Origin of the sequence: Pseudarthrobacter phenanthrenivorans (genome assembly GCF_036455295.1) — a bacterium.
GTDB lineage: Bacteria > Actinomycetota > Actinomycetes > Actinomycetales > Micrococcaceae > Arthrobacter > Arthrobacter phenanthrenivorans_C.
In genome coordinates this window covers 88,378-105,980 of sequence record NZ_JAYXNX010000013.1, presented here as the reverse complement: position 1 = coordinate 105,980, position 17,603 = coordinate 88,378, and the positions used below count along the sequence as shown (strand labels likewise).

Genomic DNA, 17,603 nt, shown 5'->3' with positions numbered 1-17,603 from the left:
TCCGCCGCCCCCGGTGTTGCCGCCGCCGTTGTTGGTTCCGCCGCCGGTGTTGCCGCCGCCGTTGTTGGTTCCGCCATTGCCGCCGCCATTGTCAGTTCCGCCGCCGGCGTTGCCGGTGCCTCCGCCTGTGCCGTTGACATTGAATACCAGCGGTATCACGGTGCTTCCGTCCGAGTGGGCTAGCGCAGCCTGGTCGGAAGCCGCGATGGCGGGCGCTGTGAGGCTGATAAGGCCAAGCCCCATCACCCCCATTGTTGCTAAGGTGCGTTTCATTTCTTCTCCCCATATATGTGTGAAACGGACCATGGTGAGGAAGAGGCCAGCGGTGGCGCCGTATGCCCCAGCAGCACGGTCAGCTTGCTTTTGAGATTTCAGGCTAGGGGCGCTGCCGGAGGGAGTCGCCAGTAGGGGGTACTTGTCTTTTCCCCGGGCCGGCCAGGCAAGTTACCTGCCAGTACCCGAAGTCCCCTACCGGACACCTGCTTCTGCGGGAGCACCTTGTCCACGGCCACGGCCACGCCTACCGTTATTAATGGGTGAAGGAGGTGAGCGGTGGAAATCTTCATGTGGTGGCTGGACCTGGACCTGGCCAGCAAGGAGTGGCTGCGGCAAAACCTCCATGCGGAGGATCTGCCCCTTCCGGTGCTCCAAGGCATCGCGGAGGCCGGCGGTCCGCATCCGGGTAACCCGGCGGCCGTCCTGACGGGCGCAGACTGGGACTTCATCGAGACCCAGTCGGAGTTCGTGGACTGAGCCCCTGCCAGGAGGGGGGATCCGCAGGGCTGAAAACCGTTGCGCCGGGGCCCATCCGGTGGTTGCATGGTCCGCATGGCAACGGCGTCAGAAACATTTGTCCTGGCAATCGGCACGAAAAAGGGGCTGTGGCTGGCCACGAGCCCGGACAGGCAGGATTGGACCCTGACCGGCCCGCATTTCCTGATGGCGGAGATTCCCAGCATCGGGATTGATACCCGTGAAGGCCGTACCCGGATCCTGGTGGGGGTCCGCAGCCCGCACTGGGGACCCACGGTTGCGCACTCGGATGACCTGGGTGCCACCTGGACCGAACCGGAACAGGGCGCCATCAGATTCCCCGAGGACACGGGGGCTGCGCTGGAACGCGTGTGGCAGATCTACCCTGACGCCGGGTCCCGGCCCGGAGTGGTGTGGGCAGGGGCCGAGCCTATTTCCGTATGGAAATCCACGGATGGCGGGGAACACTTCGGGCTGAACCGCGGCCTGTGGGACCACCCGCACCGCAGCGAGTGGGGAGCAGGCTACGGCGGCGCGGCAGCGCATTCGATCGTTGTGGACCCGGCCGGCAAAACGGTACACGTAGCCATGAGCACCGGCGGGGTCTACCGTTCGCTCGACGCCGGCGCCTCCTGGGAACCCCGCAACAAGGGAATCTCGGCCTACTTCATGCCTGACCCCAACCCGGAGTTCGGCCAGTGCGTGCACAAGATCGCCGCCGATGCCGGGGTGGCGGGACGCCTGTACGCGCAGAACCACCACGGCGTCTACCGGACAGACGACAACGCCGACACCTGGAAGTCCATCGCGGAGGGCCTCCCGGCCGACTTCGGCTTCGTGATGCTGACCCATCCCAGGCGTGAAGGCACCGCCTGGGTGGTACCGCTCAAGGCCGACGGCGAACGCATCCCTCCGGATGGGCAACTGGCCGTCCACCGCACGGACGACGCCGGAAACACCTGGAAGCACTTGAACGCAGGCCTTCCCGACCATGAGTACAACAGCGTGCTCAGGGACGCGGCATCGGTGGACACCGCCGAACCGGCAGGCGTCTACTTCGGTACGCGGGGAGGCACGGTCTACGCGAGTGCGGATGAAGGGGAAACGTTCAGGGAGGTGGCGTCCCACCTGCCCGACGTCCTGTGTGTCCGGGCGGCAGTGGTGGCCGGTGCCTGACATTGTTCTGCTGCTCCCCAGCGTCCTGCAGCCCCTGGCCGGCGGGCAGTCCGTACTGACTGCGCCCGCCGACGGGCCGGTGACGGTGGCAAGCCTGCTTGATGCGGTTGCCGCGGACTACGCCGTGCTGGGCAGGCGGCTCCGCGACGAAACCGGGGCGCTTCGGAGGTTCGTCAACATCTATGTCGACGGCGATGAGGTGCGGCGGCTGCAGGGCATGGAAACCCAGGTCTCACCGGGACAGGAGGTCCTGGTGATCCAGTCCGTTGCCGGCGGCTGACGCGAAGGGCCGGCGGCTGGCGGGCAGTCCTGACTGACTACACCCGCCGTACCGCGTCCGGCTTCCGGATCACAGCTACTAGGCCACCCGCCAGACGCTGCATTCGTCGGTATTGATGGCTTTCCGGACGCCCGTGACCCGGTCCAGGATCCACACCACGCCAATTCCGGGTGCCGTTTCCTGCACGCTGCCGCGGCGGATCACCACGTCGTCGTAGGACGGCCCCACCGAAAGGCGGGCTTCGATTTCGTCACCGCGGTGGAGCTGGTCCAGGGCGCGGACTCTGGTTACATGGGTGGTCGCTTTCTTCAACATCGGGGCCTCCTGGCTGGAGCTGGTGCCGGCTCTTGCCTGCACTAACCAGTGTGGGCGTCCAATGTTGCCGACCGGTTTCCTGGCTGTTAGCGACCGGTTAGTTCTTTAATCCGCAACTGTTTCCACCTCGTAGTCCGCCTCACGGTTGCGGTAGGCGGCCAGGAACGTGGAGATCCGGTGCACGGCTTCCTCAATCTCGCGGACTGACGGAAGGATGACGAACCGGAAGTGGTCCGGGGTGGGCCAGTTGAAAGCCGAGCCGTGGGATACGAGGATTTTCTGGTCCCTGAGCAGATCCAGCACAAACTGCTCGTCGCTGGCGATCGGATAGAGCTCCGGGTCCAGCCGCGGAAAGAGGTACATGGCTCCGGACGCAGGAACACAGGTGACACCGGGAATGGCCGTGAGGAGTTTGTGGGCGAGGTCCCGCTGCTCGCGCAGCCTGCCGCCCGGTTTCACCAGTGCCTCAATGCTTTGATACCCGCCCAGACAGGTCTGGATGGCGTGTTGGGCAGGAACGTTGGCGCACAGGCGCAGGGAGGCCAGCAACTCCAGTCCTTCCCGATAGGCCGCGGTGGCGGCCAGCGGCCCGGTGATGGCCACCCATCCTGCCCGGTAACCGGGCATGCGGTACGCCTTGGACAGGCCGCTGAACGTCAGGCAACACACGTCCTCGGCCACGGAAGCCGTGTGGATGTGGGTGGCACCGCCGTACAGCACCTTCTCGTAGATTTCGTCCGAGAAGAGGACCAGGTTGTGCTTCCGTGCCAGGGCCGCGAACTGCTCCAGAATGTGGCGCGGGTAGACCGCGCCGGTGGGATTGTTCGGGTTGATGATCACGATGCCCTTGGTACGGCTGGTGATCTTTGCCTCCACATCGGCCATGTCCGGCCACCAGTTGTCCGCCTCGTCGCAAAGATAGTGCACGGGCTTGCCGCCGGTGAGGGTCACGGCGGCCGTCCACAGGGGGTAGTCCGGCGCCGGGACCAGGATCTGGTCGCCGTTCTCCATGAACGCCTGGAGGCACATGGAAATCAGTTCGCTAACGCCGTTGCCGATCACGATGTCCTCGACCCCAATGTTCATCAGTCCGCGGGTCTGGTAGTACTGCGAGATGGCCGTCCGGGCGGTGAAGATGCCTTTTGAGTCGCTGTAGCCCTGGGCGCCCCGCAGGTGGTGGATCATGTCGACCACCACCGACTCCGGTGCCTCCAGGCCGAACGGTGCCGTGTCGCCGAGGTTCATCTTCAGGATCCGGTGGCCCTCGGCCTCCATGTTCTTGGCTGCCTGGAGGATCGGCCCCCGGAGTTCGTACCGGACGTTCTCGAGCTTGCTGGAATGCTGCATGGCGTGCATGGCTGATTTTTTCACAAAGTCAGGCAGCGGATGGCAGCCGGGCCATTCTGTGGACGCCTCCGGGCATCACCGCGCCTATCGGATAGGTTTGGGACTTGTAGTACTGCCATTCCGCAGTAGTGCAATGGCGGCAGCGGAAGGAAGTACCCCACGTGGGCGGTGTGCTCATCGGACTGGCGGTGATCGGCGTCGTCATTGTCGTGGGTTATGTCGCTGCGCGGTGCGGCCTGGGCGATGAACCCACCATCTCCGCACTGACCCGGACCGCCTTCTTCATCACCAATCCGGTGCTGCTTTTTACCGTCGTGCTGAAATCGGACCTCTCCGTGGTCTTCTCCGCCTATGTGCCGCTGGCCATGATCACCGCCGCGGTCACCGCACTGCTGTACGTGGCCGCCAGCAGGATTTGGTTCCGGCGGCCCATGGCCGAAACGGCGGTCGGCGCGATGGCAGGGTCCTACGTCAACGCCAACAACATCGGCATCCCCATCACGCTTTACGCGTTGGGTGACGCCACGGCGGTGGCACCTGTCCTGCTGGTCCAGCTGCTCCTGTTCGCCCCGCTGGTCCTGACCCTGCTGGACCTCTCCGAGGCCGGCCGGTTCTCACCAAAGCTGGTCCTGACCCAGCCCTTCCGCAACCCCATGATCATCGCCTCGCTCCTGGGCGTGGTCCTCGCCGCGTTCCACGTGCAGCTGCCGTCCCCGGTGATGGCGCCGCTGACCCTCCTGGGCGGCGCGGCGGTCCCGGTGGTGCTGCTGGCCTTCGGCATGTCGCTGCGCGGGACCACGATGCTCCGCAGCGGCGGGCACACAGCGGAAATCCTCACTGCCACGGCACTGAAGTCGGCTGTGATGCCGGCGGTGGCGTTCGTCGTCGGACGTTTCCTCTTCAACCTGGACCACCGCATGCTCCTGGGCGTGGTGCTCATGGCTGCCCTTCCCTCGGCGCAGAACGTGTTCCTGTTCGCGAGCAAGTACGGGCGCGGCGTGGCGGTGGCACGCGAAACCATCCTGCTCACCACGGCCGCCGCAGCCCCGGTCCTGGTCCTGGTCGTCTGGCTGCTGGCCGCCTGACAAGCGCGCGCCGCCCTACCGCCAGGGGCACCGGCCGGGCAAGAATGGGCACATGGAACTTCCCGTGATGCCGCCCGTCCCGCCCATGCTCGCCAAGGCCGTCAACGGCATCGACGGAATCCCGGGAGGCGGGGAGCTCAGCTATGAACCCAAGTGGGACGGGTTCCGGTCCATCATTTTCCGCGATGGGGATGACCTGGAGATCGGCAGCCGCAACGAAAAGCCCATGACCCGCTATTTCCCTGAACTCGTTGCCGCGCTCAAGGAAAACCTGCCCCCGCGCTGCGTGGTGGATGGCGAGATCATCCTGGTGGGTGCCTCCGGGGACCGGCTTGATTTCGACGCCCTGCAGCAGAGAATCCACCCGGCCGCCAGCCGGGTGAAACTGCTGGCACAGCAGACGCCCGCGAGTTTCGTGGCCTTCGACCTCCTGGCCCTGGACGGCGACGACTACACCGGCAGGCCTTTTGCGGAGCGGCGTGCGGCGCTGGAGAAGGCGCTCGTGGCCAGTAAGGAACCCGTGCACCTGACGGCCGCAACCACGGACAAGGACACGGCGGCGCGGTGGTTTGAGCAGTTTGAGGGCGCGGGGCTGGACGGCATCGTGGCCAAACGCCTGGACGGCCGGTATGAGCCGGACAAGCGCGTCATGTTCAAGGTCAAGCATGAGCGCACCGCGGATTGCGTGGTGGCCGGCTACCGGCTGCACAAGAGCGGGCCTGACGCCATCGGCTCGCTGCTGCTGGGCCTGTACAAGGACGACGGCGGCCTGGCCAGCGTGGGCGTGATCGGTGCCTTTCCGATGAAACGGCGGCAGGAACTGTTCGAGCAACTCCAGCCCCTGGTGACCGACTTCGACAACCATCCCTGGGCGTGGGCCAAGCAGGAAGAAGGCGAACGGACCCCGCGGAATGCCGAAGGCAGCAGGTGGAGCGCCGGGAAAGACCTGTCTTTTGTCCCGTTGCGGCCGGAATTGGTGGTGGAGGTCCGGTACGACCATATGGAAGGCGAAAGGTTCCGCCACACGGCACAGTTCAACCGGTGGCGCCCGGACCGGGACCCGGAATCCTGCACCTATGAGCAGCTGGAGGAGCCGGTGAATTTCGACCTCGCCTCGGTTTTGGAGACCGGGAGGGGGTAGTGGCGGTGCGTAGCCTCAGGCGGGTCCGCCAGGGTACGAGTCCAACTGATACAGGGGCTGTGGAGCGGGGATACCATTGTTGAACCGTTCCCGAAGATGGCACCCGATTGGCTTCCGCGCAAGGGGACAGATCATTACACCAGGAGATAAATGCTGTGGCAGAATCACCGACCAAGAGCCGCCACGCGCGGGATGAATCTGCCAGGATAAATGCCATGCTGTCGGATCACCCTGTGATCGCCAGCATCAAGGATGAGGATGGCTTGCGGGCAGTTCTGACGGCCCCGTGCCCTGTTGTCTTTGTCCTCTTTGGATCCGTGATGTCGATCAGAGGGATCGTGGAGACGCTCAAGTCGGCGGGCAAGACGGTTTTTGTCGATGTGGATCTCCTTGATGGCTTCGCCAGCAAGCCGGTCGTGATTGATTTCCTCAGAACAAACACCCATGTGGACGGCATTCTCAGCTCAAAGGCTGCCATGGTACGGGCGGCGAAGACGGCTGGATTCCTGTCGATTCACCGGCTCTTCCTGATTGACTCGTTCAGCTACAACAATCTGCCCAAACAGGTTTCCGTATCAGGCGCAGACGCTATTGAGATCCTGCCGGGATGCATGCCCCGCGTGATCTCCTGGGTTTGCGAAGACATAGATCTTCCGCTGATTGCCGGCGGCCTGGTATGCGACAAGGAGGACGTGATCGGGGCGCTGGGCGCGGGTGCCACAGCAGTGGCTTCGTCCAACCGGGACGTCTGGCGCATGTAGCAAGAATTCGAACTGCCCCTAGGCAGACCTCCGGCCACATGCTAGAGTCCTTTTCAACTTAAAACTTCATACTTGTTCCGGGCTCTGCCCGTGACGGTTGCTAAAAACTAGAGAACAGCGGCCCCCAATTCCAAGGGGATCGCTGTTCTCTTTTTTTGTGCCTTTCCTGAACAAGGTGGAGGTTGAGTCAGCGCGCAAAAGTGCGAATGCCTAAAACGAACGGAAACAGACAAATTGACAACCCTCAAACGCGAAGAGATCGTAAGCGCCTACGTCGATATCCTCGGCAGCGACCGCGTCATCACGGATGAGCAGACGCTGCGGGAAAACAGCGTCGATCGCTATTACAAAGTCGAGAATGTCTTTGGCATTTATTCATTGCCCCTGCCGGCGGCAGTCGTCAGGCCCGGTACCCCGGAAGAAGTTTCGTCAGTACTGAAACTGGCGAACGAATACGGAATCAGCGTCGTACCAAAGACCGGAGGGTCGGCAACCGAGGGCGGACTTGAAACCGTCGTTGAGAATTCTGTCGTTGTTGACGGGTCACTAATGAACGAGATCATCAACATTGACACCGAAAACATGCTGGCCACGGTCCAGTGCGGCGTCCGGCTGCAGGATCTTGAGGACGAGCTTCGAAAGATCGGCTACACCACCGGGCACTCCCCGCAGTCCAAGCCAATCGCGCAGTTCGGCGGCCTTGTTGCAACGCGGTCCATTGGACAGTTCTCGACTCTTTACGGTGGCATCGAGGACATGCTCGTCGGCGTGGAAACCGTGTTTGCCAATGGTGAAATTTGCCGAATCAAAAACGTCCCGCGCCGGGCGGCCGGACCGGACATCCGCCACCTGGTGCTTGGAAACGAGGGTGCCCTCAATTTCATCACCGAGGTAAGCGTCAAGATCTTCCGCTACTTCCCTGAAAATAACCGGTTCTACGGTTATCTGCTGGACGACATGAAGACCGGCTTCGAAATCCTCCGGGAAGTCGTGACCCAGGGCTACAAGCCTTCTGTTGCCCGCCTTTACGACAAGGAGGATGGGCTGTACCACTTCGGGCATTTCTCCGAAGGCCGTTGCGTACTGATTTTCATGGCGGAGGGTCCCGAACTCATCGCCGAGGCCACCGGGAAAGCCATCGAGCAGATTGTCTCCTCCTTCACTACCGCTGATCGCGTCGCAGACTCGCTGATCGAGGACTGGTTCAGCCACCTGAACTGGGACGTCTCCAAAATCGAAGAGGAAAGGGTGGAGATACGCGAGACATTGAACAACGGCTTCACCACTGAGATCTCGGGAAACTGGAGTGTCATCAACGACATTTACAACAATGCCCTTGCGCGAATCCGGAAAGAAGTGCCCGCGCAATTCACCCTCTTGGGTGGCCACTCCAGCCACAGCTATCTCAATGGAACGAATATGTATTTCGTCTATTACTACAAGATAGACGTGGACCCCACCGAGGAACGTACGGTCTACCACGACCCAATCCAGAACATCATCGTGGAGGAAACGCTCAAGCTCGGCGGTTCAATGTGCCATCACCACGGTGTGGGCAAGCACCGGACGCACTTTCTCGCAGAAGAATACGGCTCCTCGCTGTACATGCTGGAAGCTCTCAAGTCTGCCTTAGACCCGAACGGAATCATGAATCCAGGGACAATCTTCCCTCTCTGATCCAGCTCATTACCAATAAGAACCAGGGAGTTTGCATGCCCGATTTGAACATTGTCGATTTTCAAATGAGCTTTTTCTCATTGAAAGGCAAGAATGCGATCGTCACCGGCGGGAATACCGGCCTCGGTCAAGCCTTCTCACTTGCGCTGGCCAAGGCGGGAGCCAACGTATTGGCAGCCAGTATCATGCCTGACGATGGCAGCACGGCGACCATGGTTGAGGAAGCCGGCGCAAAATACGCCTACATCATGTCCGACATCACGGAAAAGGGAAACCCCAAAAGGGTTGTGGATGCCTGCATATCCGAGTTTGGAAGCGTTGACATTCTCGTCAATTGTGCCGGACGCAGCATCAACGAACCCGACGTCCTCAACTACACCCGCGAACAGTGGGACCCCATGGTGGCGCTGAACCTGACAGCAGCCTTCGAAATGTCCCACGAGTGCGCCAAGCACATGGTGCCGCAGGGCAGCGGCAAGATCATCAACATCTGCTCGGTCTTCACCTTCCTCGGAGGACAATGGTCACCGGCGTATGCAGCCACCAAGCATGGCATTGCAGGATTCACCAAGGCCTACTGCGACGAGCTGGCCCAGTTCGGTGTGCAGGTCAATGGCATTGCGCCTGGCTACTACGCAACCGAACTGACCACTGCCACCAGATCTGACCCGGAAGCCAATCGCCGGGTCCTGGACCACATCCCGGCAAATCGCTGGGGGCAGACCCAGGACCTCATGGGCGCGACAGTATTCCTGGCCAGCCGGGCATCCGACTACGTCAATGGCCACATCCTGAGCGTCGACGGCGGCTATCTGGTGCGCTAGGCGCCGTCAAAGCAGATGAGGAAATGACATGACCACCAACTACATCATCGGACTTGATGGTGGATCCCAAAGCTCGAAGGTAGTCATCTTCGACACGAACGGCCACATCGTATGCGAGGCGAGTGAGCCGTTGGCTCCCATGCATACCCCCGGGGCGGGTATCGCGGAACACCCTGACGACGACCTTTACGACTCCATCGTTGCCGCAGCCTCCCGGGCGATGAAGGCCTTTCCCGGAGATCCCAAGGACATCATCGGCGTGGGGTTGTGCACCATCCGGTGCTGCCGGGCCCTGGTTCGCACGGATGGCACCCTCGCCGGGCCTGTCCAAAGCTGGATGGACCACCGGCTCTCCAAGGCGTATGAGCACAACAATGACGACGTCGCTTATGTCACCACCGCTTCGGGGTATCTCATGGGCCGGCTCACCGGTGAGCTCACGGACACCGCGGCCAACTACATCGGACCGTGGCCCATGGATGGCCGCACGTGGGACTGGTTTGACGACCGGGAAAAGTTCGAGTCGTTCAATGTACCGCGGGATATGTTGTACCGGTTGCAGATGCCCGGCGACGTGGGCGGCTTTGTGAACGCCTCCTTCGCGGAGCGTACCGGGATCCCCCAGGGCATACCGGTGGTCCACACGGCCAACGACAAGGCTGCCGAGGCGTTGGGTTCCGGCCTCCGCGACGACGCAACCGGCCTTATCTCGCTGGGCACCTACATCGCCGGCATGGTTGTCGGGAAGGAATTTGCGGCCGAGCCGCGGACATACTTCTCGAACTTTGCCGCCGAGCCATACCGCTACATATACGAATGCGCCGGCATCCGGAGGGGCATGTGGACGGTCTCCTGGCTGCGTGACCTGTTCGGTACGGAGAACGCGCGCGCTGCTGCACAGGCCGGAGCCAGCGCCGAGGAGCGCCTGAACCAGTTGGCTTCGGATATTCCGGCAGGAAGCGACGGTCTGCTGTGCGTTCTTGACTGGCTGGCGCCACCGAACAAGCCCTTCAAGAAAGGAATGTTCATCGGCTTCGACGAACGGCACGGTTACGCACACATGTACCGCGCCGTCCTGGAAGGCATCGCCTTCACAATGAAGCAAAACATGGCTGCCATGACCGCCGAAAGAGACATGAACCTCAGGACCCTTGTGGTCTCGGGTGGTGGCTCAAACAGCGACCTCATGATGCAGATCTTCGCCGACGTCTTCAACATTCCAGTGGTCAGGAATGTCGTCCGGAACGCCGCCGGTCTCGGTGCCGCCATCTGCGTTGCCGTGGCCTGCGGAATCTACCCTGACTTCGACGAAGCATCTGCCCATATGGTTCGGCGCGAGGACCGCTTCGAGCCCAACCCGCAGGACGCCGCGCTGTACGGGCAGTTGTCCACTGTCGCGGCTGAAATACCGATGCACACGGATCCCATTCTGGAAAAAATCCACAAAATACTATCTGAAAAATAAGGAGCTATTCCATGCTCAAGCTCGGCAAATCAAAGAAGATTTTTCAGCTTGTTTTGCTCATTCTCGCGGCGGGCTCAATCTATCCGCTGGTGTACCTTCGACAGAACTTTGAATCCACGATCCTGGCCGTCTTCCACCTCAGCAACTCAGAGTTGGCAGGCCTCTACTCCATGCTCGGGATCATCTTCGTAATCGGCTACATACCCAGCGGATGGTTGGCCGACAAGATCTCCGTGCGCTACCTCATTACATTCTCGCTGGTGCTCACGGCGGTGACCGGCCTCTTCTACGCGCAGGTACCGGACAAGTCCACCCTGGTCTACGTGTACCTTGTCTGGGGGTTTGCCACAGTCTTTACATTTTGGAGTGCAATTCTCAAAACTGTCAGCCTGCTGGCGGATAAGAACGAGGAAGGTACTTATTTTGGTGCGCTCGACGGCGGCCGGGGACTGGTGGAAGCAATTCTCGCCAGCTGCGCAGTCGGTCTCTTCGCGCTGTTTGCCGGGGACGGAACCTCCGACCTCATGCAGACCCGGGCAGGCTTCCAGGCCGTGGTCTACATGTACTGTGCAGTGCTCATCGTTATCGCCGTCCTGGTTTTCTTCGTACTTTCCGATACGCAGCAAAAGAGCACAAGGTCCAACGGAGAACCGGTTGAGTCGACTTTCGCCGCGGTACGTCGAATCCTGAAGATCCGCGAGGTGTGGGTGATGAGCCTGGTCCTCTTCTGTGGGTACACGCTGTTCTGGGGACACTACTACTTCTCCGGGTACCTCAACGTGAATCACGCCGTGAGCCCGGTGAATGCGGGCGTAGTGACGGTGATCGTCCTGTGGATGCGCCCAATCGGCGGGTTCGGAGGAGGATTCCTCGCAGACAGGCTCGGCAAGGGCCGGGTCCTGGCGGTCTCAATGGTTGTCGCAGCCCTCGGGTTCATCAGCCTTAGCCTCCTTCCGAGCGGTTCGAATGGCCTGGCCTACGTGCTGGTGGTGGTTGTGGGCCTCTTCCTGTACGCAATCCGTGGGATCTACTGGTCACTGCTTGATGACTGCCGTGTCCCTGCCGCGGCGACCGGTATCGCCATCGGAATCATTTCCTTCGTGGGCTACCTCCCCGACATCGTTATTCCGCAGATCAGTGGCGCAATTTACACCGCCTTCGGTGACGATGTGGCAGGGGCAAATAATTTGTTCTTCCTTGTCACAGCCGGCATTGGGCTGGTGGGGGCGGCGGCCGCCGTCTACTTCGCGGTCCTGATGCGGAAACGCCGGAATGTCGAGACTGCCAGCGTCATGGAGCCATCGCCGAGCACCATCTAGCCTCCTTTTCGCTGGCCCTCCAGCCAACGACGAAGCCCGCCACCCCCTTACCTTTCCTGGGGGTGGCGGGCTTCGATGTTTCGTGACGAGGGTGCGACCGCGGCTACTTCAGGCCCAGTTCCTTGGTGGGGGTCCGGAAGGATTCCCTGGCGGTCAGGGCGGACACAGCCGCAACGGCGCAGATGATGCCGGTGAAGATGGTGATCTGCACCCAGCCGCCGGGCTTGATGCCGCCCATGGCAGCCACGATGGCCGGCGCGAATCCTGCCATCAGGAAGCCCAGCTGGGTTCCGATGGCCAGGCCGGAGAACCGGACCTTCGTGCTGAACATTTCGGCGTAGAAGGACGGCCAGACGGCGTTGGCGGCTGCATAGCCACCGGAGAAGTAACCGATCGCGGCCAGGAACATCAGCGGGATGCTGCGGGACTCCAGGCTGAGCAGGAATACGGGCGTGAGGACGGCGCTGGCGACGGCGCCGTAGATGAAGACGGGCTTGCGGCCGATCCTGTCCGCCAGCATTCCAAAGAGCGGCTGCGTGCCCAGGGCCACGATGTTGGCAGCAACCACCAGCCACAGGGTGGTGGTGCCGTCGACGCCGGCCACGGTCTTGGCGTAGCTGATGGCCAGGGTGCCGAACACGGTGGAGACGGCAGCAATGAAGGCGCAGCAGATCACGCGCAGCACGTCGCGCCAGTGGCCCTTGAGCAGGTCGGCAACCGGAAGCTTCGCGATCTGCGCGGTCTTGCGGGCCTCTTCGAAGGCGGGCGGTTCGTGCAGGGTGCGGCGGATCAGGAACGCTACAACAACCACGGCGGCGCTGAGCCAGAACGGGATGCGCCAGCCGATGCCGAACTTGATCTCGTCCGGCAGGGCCAGGACGGGGATGAATACCAGGGCTGCCAGGATCTGGCCGCCCTGCGTGCCGGTGAGGGTCCACGACGTGAAGAATGAACGGCGGTTGTCCGGCGCGTGCTCCAGGGTCATGGAAGAAGCGCCGGCCTGCTCCCCGGCTGCGGAGAGGCCCTGGCAGAGGCGGGCCAGTACCAGCAGGGCAGGGGCCCACCAGCCAACGGTGCGGAAGTCCGGCAGGCAGCCGATGACGAAGGTGGATGCACCCATGAGCACCAAAGTGAACATCAGGACCTTCTGGCGGCCCACCCGGTCGCCGAAGTGGCCCAGGATGATGGCGCCGATGGGACGCGCCACGTAGGCGAACCCGAAGGTGGCGAAGGACATGATGGCCGCGTTGGCATCCGCACTGGGGAAGAAGACCGTGGGGAAGATCAGCGCCGCTGCGGAGCCAAAGATAAAGAAGTCGTAGTACTCGACGGCGCTGCCGAGGAAGCTGGCGAGGGCAGCCTTCCTGGGCGTCCCGGCGGAGGTGAGGGCACCCGCCCCGGCGGACGGAAGTGTCTTGCTCATGGTGTTCCTTTGATGTGACGACATTGTCGCGGATGGATCTGGGGGTCGCAGCCGCCGCTGCCTGGGTGCGGGCGGGGTGCGATGCGGCTGGAGTCCGGAATAGACCCGGCAAAGTAGCCACATTGTGGGAGCTACTTGTGCGATACAGAAACTATGACTGTGAGGGCGGTCACCTGTCAAGAAAAATAATCACCATCTAGAAGCGACTCTCACATTGTGGCAACATGGACTCATGAGTGTGAACCAAACCACAGCGGTCAATGAAGAATCCGCTGTCGCCGCCCCAACCGCGCATCCCGTGAATGCCATGCCCCCGGAGGGGAAGGTTGGCGCCCGTCCAGCCGACCGTACGGACATGGTGGGCAAGGCCCTTGGGCTGCTCGTCCTGCTGGGCGACGAACCCCGGGGCGCCACCGCGGCAGACATATCCCGGCGGGCGGAGCTTCCGTTCAGCACTACCTACCGGCTGCTTGGCTCCCTGACCCGCGATGGCTTTGTCGACTATGAGCCGGACGGGCGCCGCTACCATCTGGGCCTGAGAATCTTCCAGTTGGGACAGCGCGTCTCCAATCACCACGGCTTTGCCGGGACGGCCATGCCCATCCTCCGCCGCGTCACTGAGCAAACCGGCGAAGCAACCATCCTCAGTGTCCGCGACGGCCTGCACCACCTGACCGTCAGCAAGGTGGACGGGCCGCAGACTTTCCGCGTGACCAGCGACCCCGGCCACCTCGGGTCGCTCTCCACTACGGCGGTGGGCAAGGCCCTGGTGGCGTTCGCGGAGGATGCGGAGCGCGAAAAGCTGCTGGCCGAGCTTCCGCTTGAGGCGCTCACGGGGAAGTCCATCACGGACCGTGATGCCTTCAGGGCCGAAATCGACAGAGTGCGCCGGCAGGGTTATGCCGTCATGGACGAGGAAAACGAGGCCGGAATGCGCGCAGTGGCGGTGCCGCTGCTTAACGACCAGGGGCATGCCTTTGCCTCGCTGGCAACTGCCGTGCCGGTCTTCCGGCTGGACCTCGAGGGGCTGACCGCCCACGTGCCCCTGCTGCAGGAAGCCGCAGCCGAGTTGGCTGCCAGGCTTCCGCAGCGGTAGGCCCGTCCCCGCGCCACAGGCTCTTCCTACCTCCGTTTGTTCGTATGTAGAACAGTAGTGCGATAAGTGAACATTTGCTGTACCGTAATCCCTATCACCCGCAGCGCAGCCCAAGCATGCGTTGCCGGCGCCGTACCAAAGGAGCTGCCCGCATGAGCAATCGAACTGAGTCCTACCTCGTGGGACTGGTTGGTGATGGCGTGATGCCCTCCCTCACGCCGCCCATGCATGAACGGGAAGGCGACGTGCAGGGCCTCCGCTACCTGTACCGGCCCATCGACCTCCTCGAGCTGGGACTGCCCGGTGAGTCCGTCGGCACCATCCTGCAGGGCGCCCGCACCCTGGGCTTCAATGGCCTGAACATCACGCACCCCTGCAAGCAGCTGGTCCTTCAGTACCTGGACGAGGTGAGCCCGGACGCCCGCCGGCTGGGCGCCGTCAACACCGTGGTCATCCGCGACGGCCGCTTCATCGGCCACAACACCGACTTCTCGGGCTTCGCTGCAGCGCTGGCTGCCGGCCTGCCGGGAGCCAAGCTGGACCGCGTGGTGCAGCTTGGCGCCGGTGGCGCCGGGTCCGCCGTCGCCTACGCCCTGTTGACCGCCGGGGTCCGCACGCTGCACCTGGTGGATGTTGACCCCGCGCGGGCAGCAGCCCGGGCAGCCGAGCTTGCGGGCTTCTTCCCCGGCCGCACCATCACGGCAGGCACGACGGCGGAGCTGCCGCAGCTCATGCCCCTGGCCGACGGCCTGGTGCACTGCACGCCGGTGGGGATGGCGGCCCACCCCGGCGTTCCGTTGGACCTGGACCTCATCGACTCCCGGCACTGGGTGGCGGACATTGTCTACCGGCCCATCGAGACCGAGCTGGTCCGCGGCGCCCGCGCCAAGGGCTGCGAGGTCCTGGACGGCGGCCGCATGGCCGTGGGCCAGGCCGCCGACGCTTTCCGCATCTTCACCGGCCTGGACGCCGATCCGGACCGCATGCGCTCGCACTTCCTCGAGCTCGTGGCTGCCGAGGAGGTGGCCGCCTGATGCGCACTGGAATCGCCACCGTCTGCCTCTCCGGCACGCTGAAGGAAAAGATGCAGGCCTGCGCCATCGCGGGCTTCGACGGCATCGAGATCTTCGAGCAGGACCTGGTTACCTCCCCCCTCAGCCCCGAACAGGTACGCACCATGGCCGCGGACCTGGGCCTGGGCCTGGACCTGTACCAGCCGTTCCGGGATTTCGACGGCGTCACCCCTGAGCTGCTGAAAGCCAACCTGCGCCGCGCGGAAGCGAAGTTCAAGCTCATGTCCCGCCTGGGGATGGACACCATCCTGGTCTGCTCCAACGTTGCCACGGCCACCATTGACGACGAGGCCGTCCGCGCCGAACAGCTGGCGCAGCTCGCCAACCTGGCCGGCGACCACGGCATCAAAGTCGCCTACGAGGCACTGGCCTGGGGCAAGTACGTTAACGACTACGAGCACGCCTACCGCCTCGTGGAGATGGTGGACCACCCCAACCTCGGCACCTGCCTGGACTCCTTCCACATCCTGTCCCGCGATTGGGAGACCTCCCACATCGAGTCCTTCAACCCGGACAAGATCTTCTTCGTACAGGTGGCGGACGCCCCCAAGCTCTCCATGGACGTACTGTCCTGGAGCCGCCACTACCGGGTCTTCCCGGGAGAGGGGCAGTTCGGGCTGGCCAAGTTCATGGGCCATGTGGTCCGCGCCGGATACACCGGCCCGGTCTCGCTGGAGGTCTTCAACGACGTCTTCCGGCAGTCCGACGTCGAACGCACCGCGGTGGACGCCATGCGCTCCCTCATCTGGCTGGAGGAACAGAGCGCCAAATGGCTCGCAGGCACCTCCGCGGACGCCCTGCAGGGCGCCGGCGGCGCGAACCGCCGTCGTTACCCCATGGAACTGGCCACGCTGCCAAAGGTAAACGAACCAGCCGGGTTCAACTTCGCCGAAGTGAAGGCGGACGACACCGCGCAGCTGGAGAAGCTCCTTGGCCAGCTCGGCTTCGCGTTCGAGGGCCGGCACCGCACCAAGGACGTCCAGCTGTGGACCATGGGCCAGGCCCGGGTGATCATCAATGAACAGGCCGCGCGGCACGCGGAACCCGCCATCGCGGCGCTGGGGTTCGACGTCGATTCCCCCGTGATTGCCTCAGCCCGGGCCCAGCAGCTCAAGGCCCCCGTGGTGGCCCGCAAGGTCCAGGCGGACGAGGAAGTGTTCCAGGGCATTTCCGCGCCGGACTCCACCGAGATCTTCCTCTGCCAGGGCAGCCCGGACGGAACTGCCGCGTGGACGCATGAATTCGGGGAAGGCCTGGAACACCCGTCCGCCGGGACCAGCGCCGTGATCGACCACGTCAACCTCGCCCAGCCGTGGCAGCACTTCGACGAGGCCGTCCTCTTCTACACCAGCGCCCTGGCCCTGGAACCGCAGCCGTTCGCCGAGGTGCCCAGCCCCAGCGGCCTGGTCCGGTCCCAGGTCATGCAGACCTCCAGCGGTGCGGTTCGGCTCGTCCTGAACCTCGCCCCCATCCAGCAGGCGCGCAGCGAAGCCCGGAAGACGTACCAGGAACACATCGCCTTCGCCGTGGACGACCTCGTGGCAACTGCCCGGGGCGCCCGGGACCGGGGACTGGAATTCCTGCAGATTCCCGCCAACTACTACGAGGATCTGGACGCCCGGTTCGACCTCGACCCCGGCTTCCTGGCCACCCTGCAGGAACTCAACCTGCTGTTCGACCGCGACGCCGATGGCGAATTCCTGCACTTCTATACGGCCACGGTGGGCAGTGTGTTCTTCGAGATGGTGGAACGCCGCGGAAACTACGACGGCTACGGCGCCCCGAATGCTCCGGTGCGCCACGCCGTGCAGTACGACTCGCTGCACCGCATCCCTCGCCCATAAAGCCCCAGACGCAAGACAACCAAC

General features: G+C 63.2%; 16 protein-coding genes and 1 pseudogene. 13 read left to right on the top strand and 4 right to left on the bottom strand.

All coding sequences use genetic code 11. From position 1 onward, the window contains the following. Positions 1–273: pseudogene (locus VXJ37_RS16350) on the bottom strand (hypothetical protein); the annotation flags it as partial. Between the two features lie 279 nt (positions 274–552). Between VXJ37_RS16350 and VXJ37_RS16345 the strand changes: the two are divergent. From VXJ37_RS16345 to VXJ37_RS16335, 3 genes are all read left to right on the top strand, one after another. Beyond that, a complete protein-coding gene (locus VXJ37_RS16345) occupies positions 553–753 on the top strand; it encodes a hypothetical protein (protein ID WP_331324091.1) in 201 nt (66 codons plus the stop codon). A 66-nt stretch (positions 754–819) separates the two neighbouring features. Continuing rightward, positions 820–1,929: a WD40/YVTN/BNR-like repeat-containing protein gene (locus tag VXJ37_RS16340; protein WP_331324090.1), complete on the top strand. Its 1,110-nt coding sequence runs from the start codon at positions 820–822 to the stop codon at positions 1,927–1,929. Beyond that, a complete protein-coding gene (locus tag VXJ37_RS16335) occupies positions 1,898–2,209 on the top strand; it encodes a MoaD/ThiS family protein (RefSeq protein WP_440589827.1) in 312 nt (103 codons plus the stop codon). The genes VXJ37_RS16340 and VXJ37_RS16335 overlap by 32 nt, the downstream gene beginning before the upstream one ends. Before the next feature lie 78 nt (positions 2,210–2,287). On the opposite strand, the gene VXJ37_RS16330 is transcribed toward VXJ37_RS16335, so the two are convergent. Further along, the gene (locus tag VXJ37_RS16330) at positions 2,288–2,524 is read right to left on the bottom strand and encodes a hypothetical protein (protein ID WP_331324088.1); all 237 of its coding nucleotides are present in this window, start codon (positions 2,522–2,524) and stop codon (positions 2,288–2,290) included. Between the two features lie 105 nt (positions 2,525–2,629). Next, positions 2,630–3,880, bottom strand: a complete 1,251-nt coding sequence (locus VXJ37_RS16325) for a pyridoxal phosphate-dependent aminotransferase (RefSeq protein ID WP_331324087.1) — start codon at positions 3,878–3,880, stop codon at positions 2,630–2,632. A gap of 152 nt (positions 3,881–4,032) precedes the next feature. Here VXJ37_RS16325 and VXJ37_RS16320 point away from each other — a divergent pair, with 152 nt between their 5' ends. The 7 genes from VXJ37_RS16320 (at position 4,033) to VXJ37_RS16290 (ending at position 12,143) form a co-directional block, all read left to right on the top strand. Beyond that, on the top strand, positions 4,033–4,956 hold the full coding sequence (locus VXJ37_RS16320; protein ID WP_331324086.1) for an AEC family transporter: 924 nt from the start codon (positions 4,033–4,035) through the stop codon (positions 4,954–4,956). A 52-nt stretch (positions 4,957–5,008) separates the two neighbouring features. Next, a complete protein-coding gene (locus VXJ37_RS16315; protein ID WP_331324085.1) occupies positions 5,009–6,097 on the top strand; it encodes an ATP-dependent DNA ligase in 1,089 nt (362 codons plus the stop codon). 155 nt (positions 6,098–6,252) lie between these two features. Continuing rightward, positions 6,253–6,858, top strand: a complete 606-nt coding sequence (locus VXJ37_RS16310; RefSeq protein WP_331324084.1) for a glycerol-3-phosphate responsive antiterminator — start codon at positions 6,253–6,255, stop codon at positions 6,856–6,858. Between the two features lie 234 nt (positions 6,859–7,092). Continuing rightward, the gene (locus tag VXJ37_RS16305) at positions 7,093–8,535 is read left to right on the top strand and encodes an FAD-binding oxidoreductase (RefSeq protein ID WP_331324083.1); all 1,443 of its coding nucleotides are present in this window, start codon (positions 7,093–7,095) and stop codon (positions 8,533–8,535) included. Between the two features lie 35 nt (positions 8,536–8,570). Beyond that, positions 8,571–9,359, top strand: a complete 789-nt coding sequence (locus VXJ37_RS16300; protein ID WP_331324082.1) for an SDR family oxidoreductase — start codon at positions 8,571–8,573, stop codon at positions 9,357–9,359. 28 nt (positions 9,360–9,387) lie between these two features. Beyond that, positions 9,388–10,824, top strand: coding sequence for an FGGY-family carbohydrate kinase (locus VXJ37_RS16295; protein WP_331324081.1), 1,437 nt, complete (start codon positions 9,388–9,390; stop codon positions 10,822–10,824). A gap of 11 nt (positions 10,825–10,835) precedes the next feature. Next, the gene (locus VXJ37_RS16290) at positions 10,836–12,143 is read left to right on the top strand and encodes an MFS transporter (protein ID WP_331324079.1); all 1,308 of its coding nucleotides are present in this window, start codon (positions 10,836–10,838) and stop codon (positions 12,141–12,143) included. Between the two features lie 103 nt (positions 12,144–12,246). Here VXJ37_RS16290 and VXJ37_RS16285 read toward each other — a convergent pair whose 3' ends face one another. Further along, on the bottom strand, positions 12,247–13,566 hold the full coding sequence (locus tag VXJ37_RS16285) for an MFS transporter (protein WP_331324078.1): 1,320 nt from the start codon (positions 13,564–13,566) through the stop codon (positions 12,247–12,249). Positions 13,567–13,798: 232 nt separating this feature from the next. On the opposite strand from VXJ37_RS16285, the gene VXJ37_RS16280 reads away from it, so the two are divergent. From VXJ37_RS16280 to VXJ37_RS16270, 3 genes are all read left to right on the top strand, one after another. Then, positions 13,799–14,662 carry an IclR family transcriptional regulator gene (locus VXJ37_RS16280; RefSeq protein ID WP_331324077.1) on the top strand — a complete coding sequence of 288 codons (864 nt, stop codon included), beginning with the start codon at positions 13,799–13,801 and terminating at the stop codon, positions 14,660–14,662. Positions 14,663–14,814: 152 nt separating this feature from the next. Beyond that, on the top strand, positions 14,815–15,696 hold the full coding sequence (locus VXJ37_RS16275) for a shikimate dehydrogenase (RefSeq protein WP_331324076.1): 882 nt from the start codon (positions 14,815–14,817) through the stop codon (positions 15,694–15,696). Continuing rightward, positions 15,696–17,579: a bifunctional sugar phosphate isomerase/epimerase/4-hydroxyphenylpyruvate dioxygenase family protein gene (locus tag VXJ37_RS16270; RefSeq protein WP_331324075.1), complete on the top strand. Its 1,884-nt coding sequence runs from the start codon at positions 15,696–15,698 to the stop codon at positions 17,577–17,579. Before VXJ37_RS16275 ends, VXJ37_RS16270 begins: the two co-directional genes overlap by 1 nt. Positions 17,580–17,603: the final 24 nt, after the last annotated feature.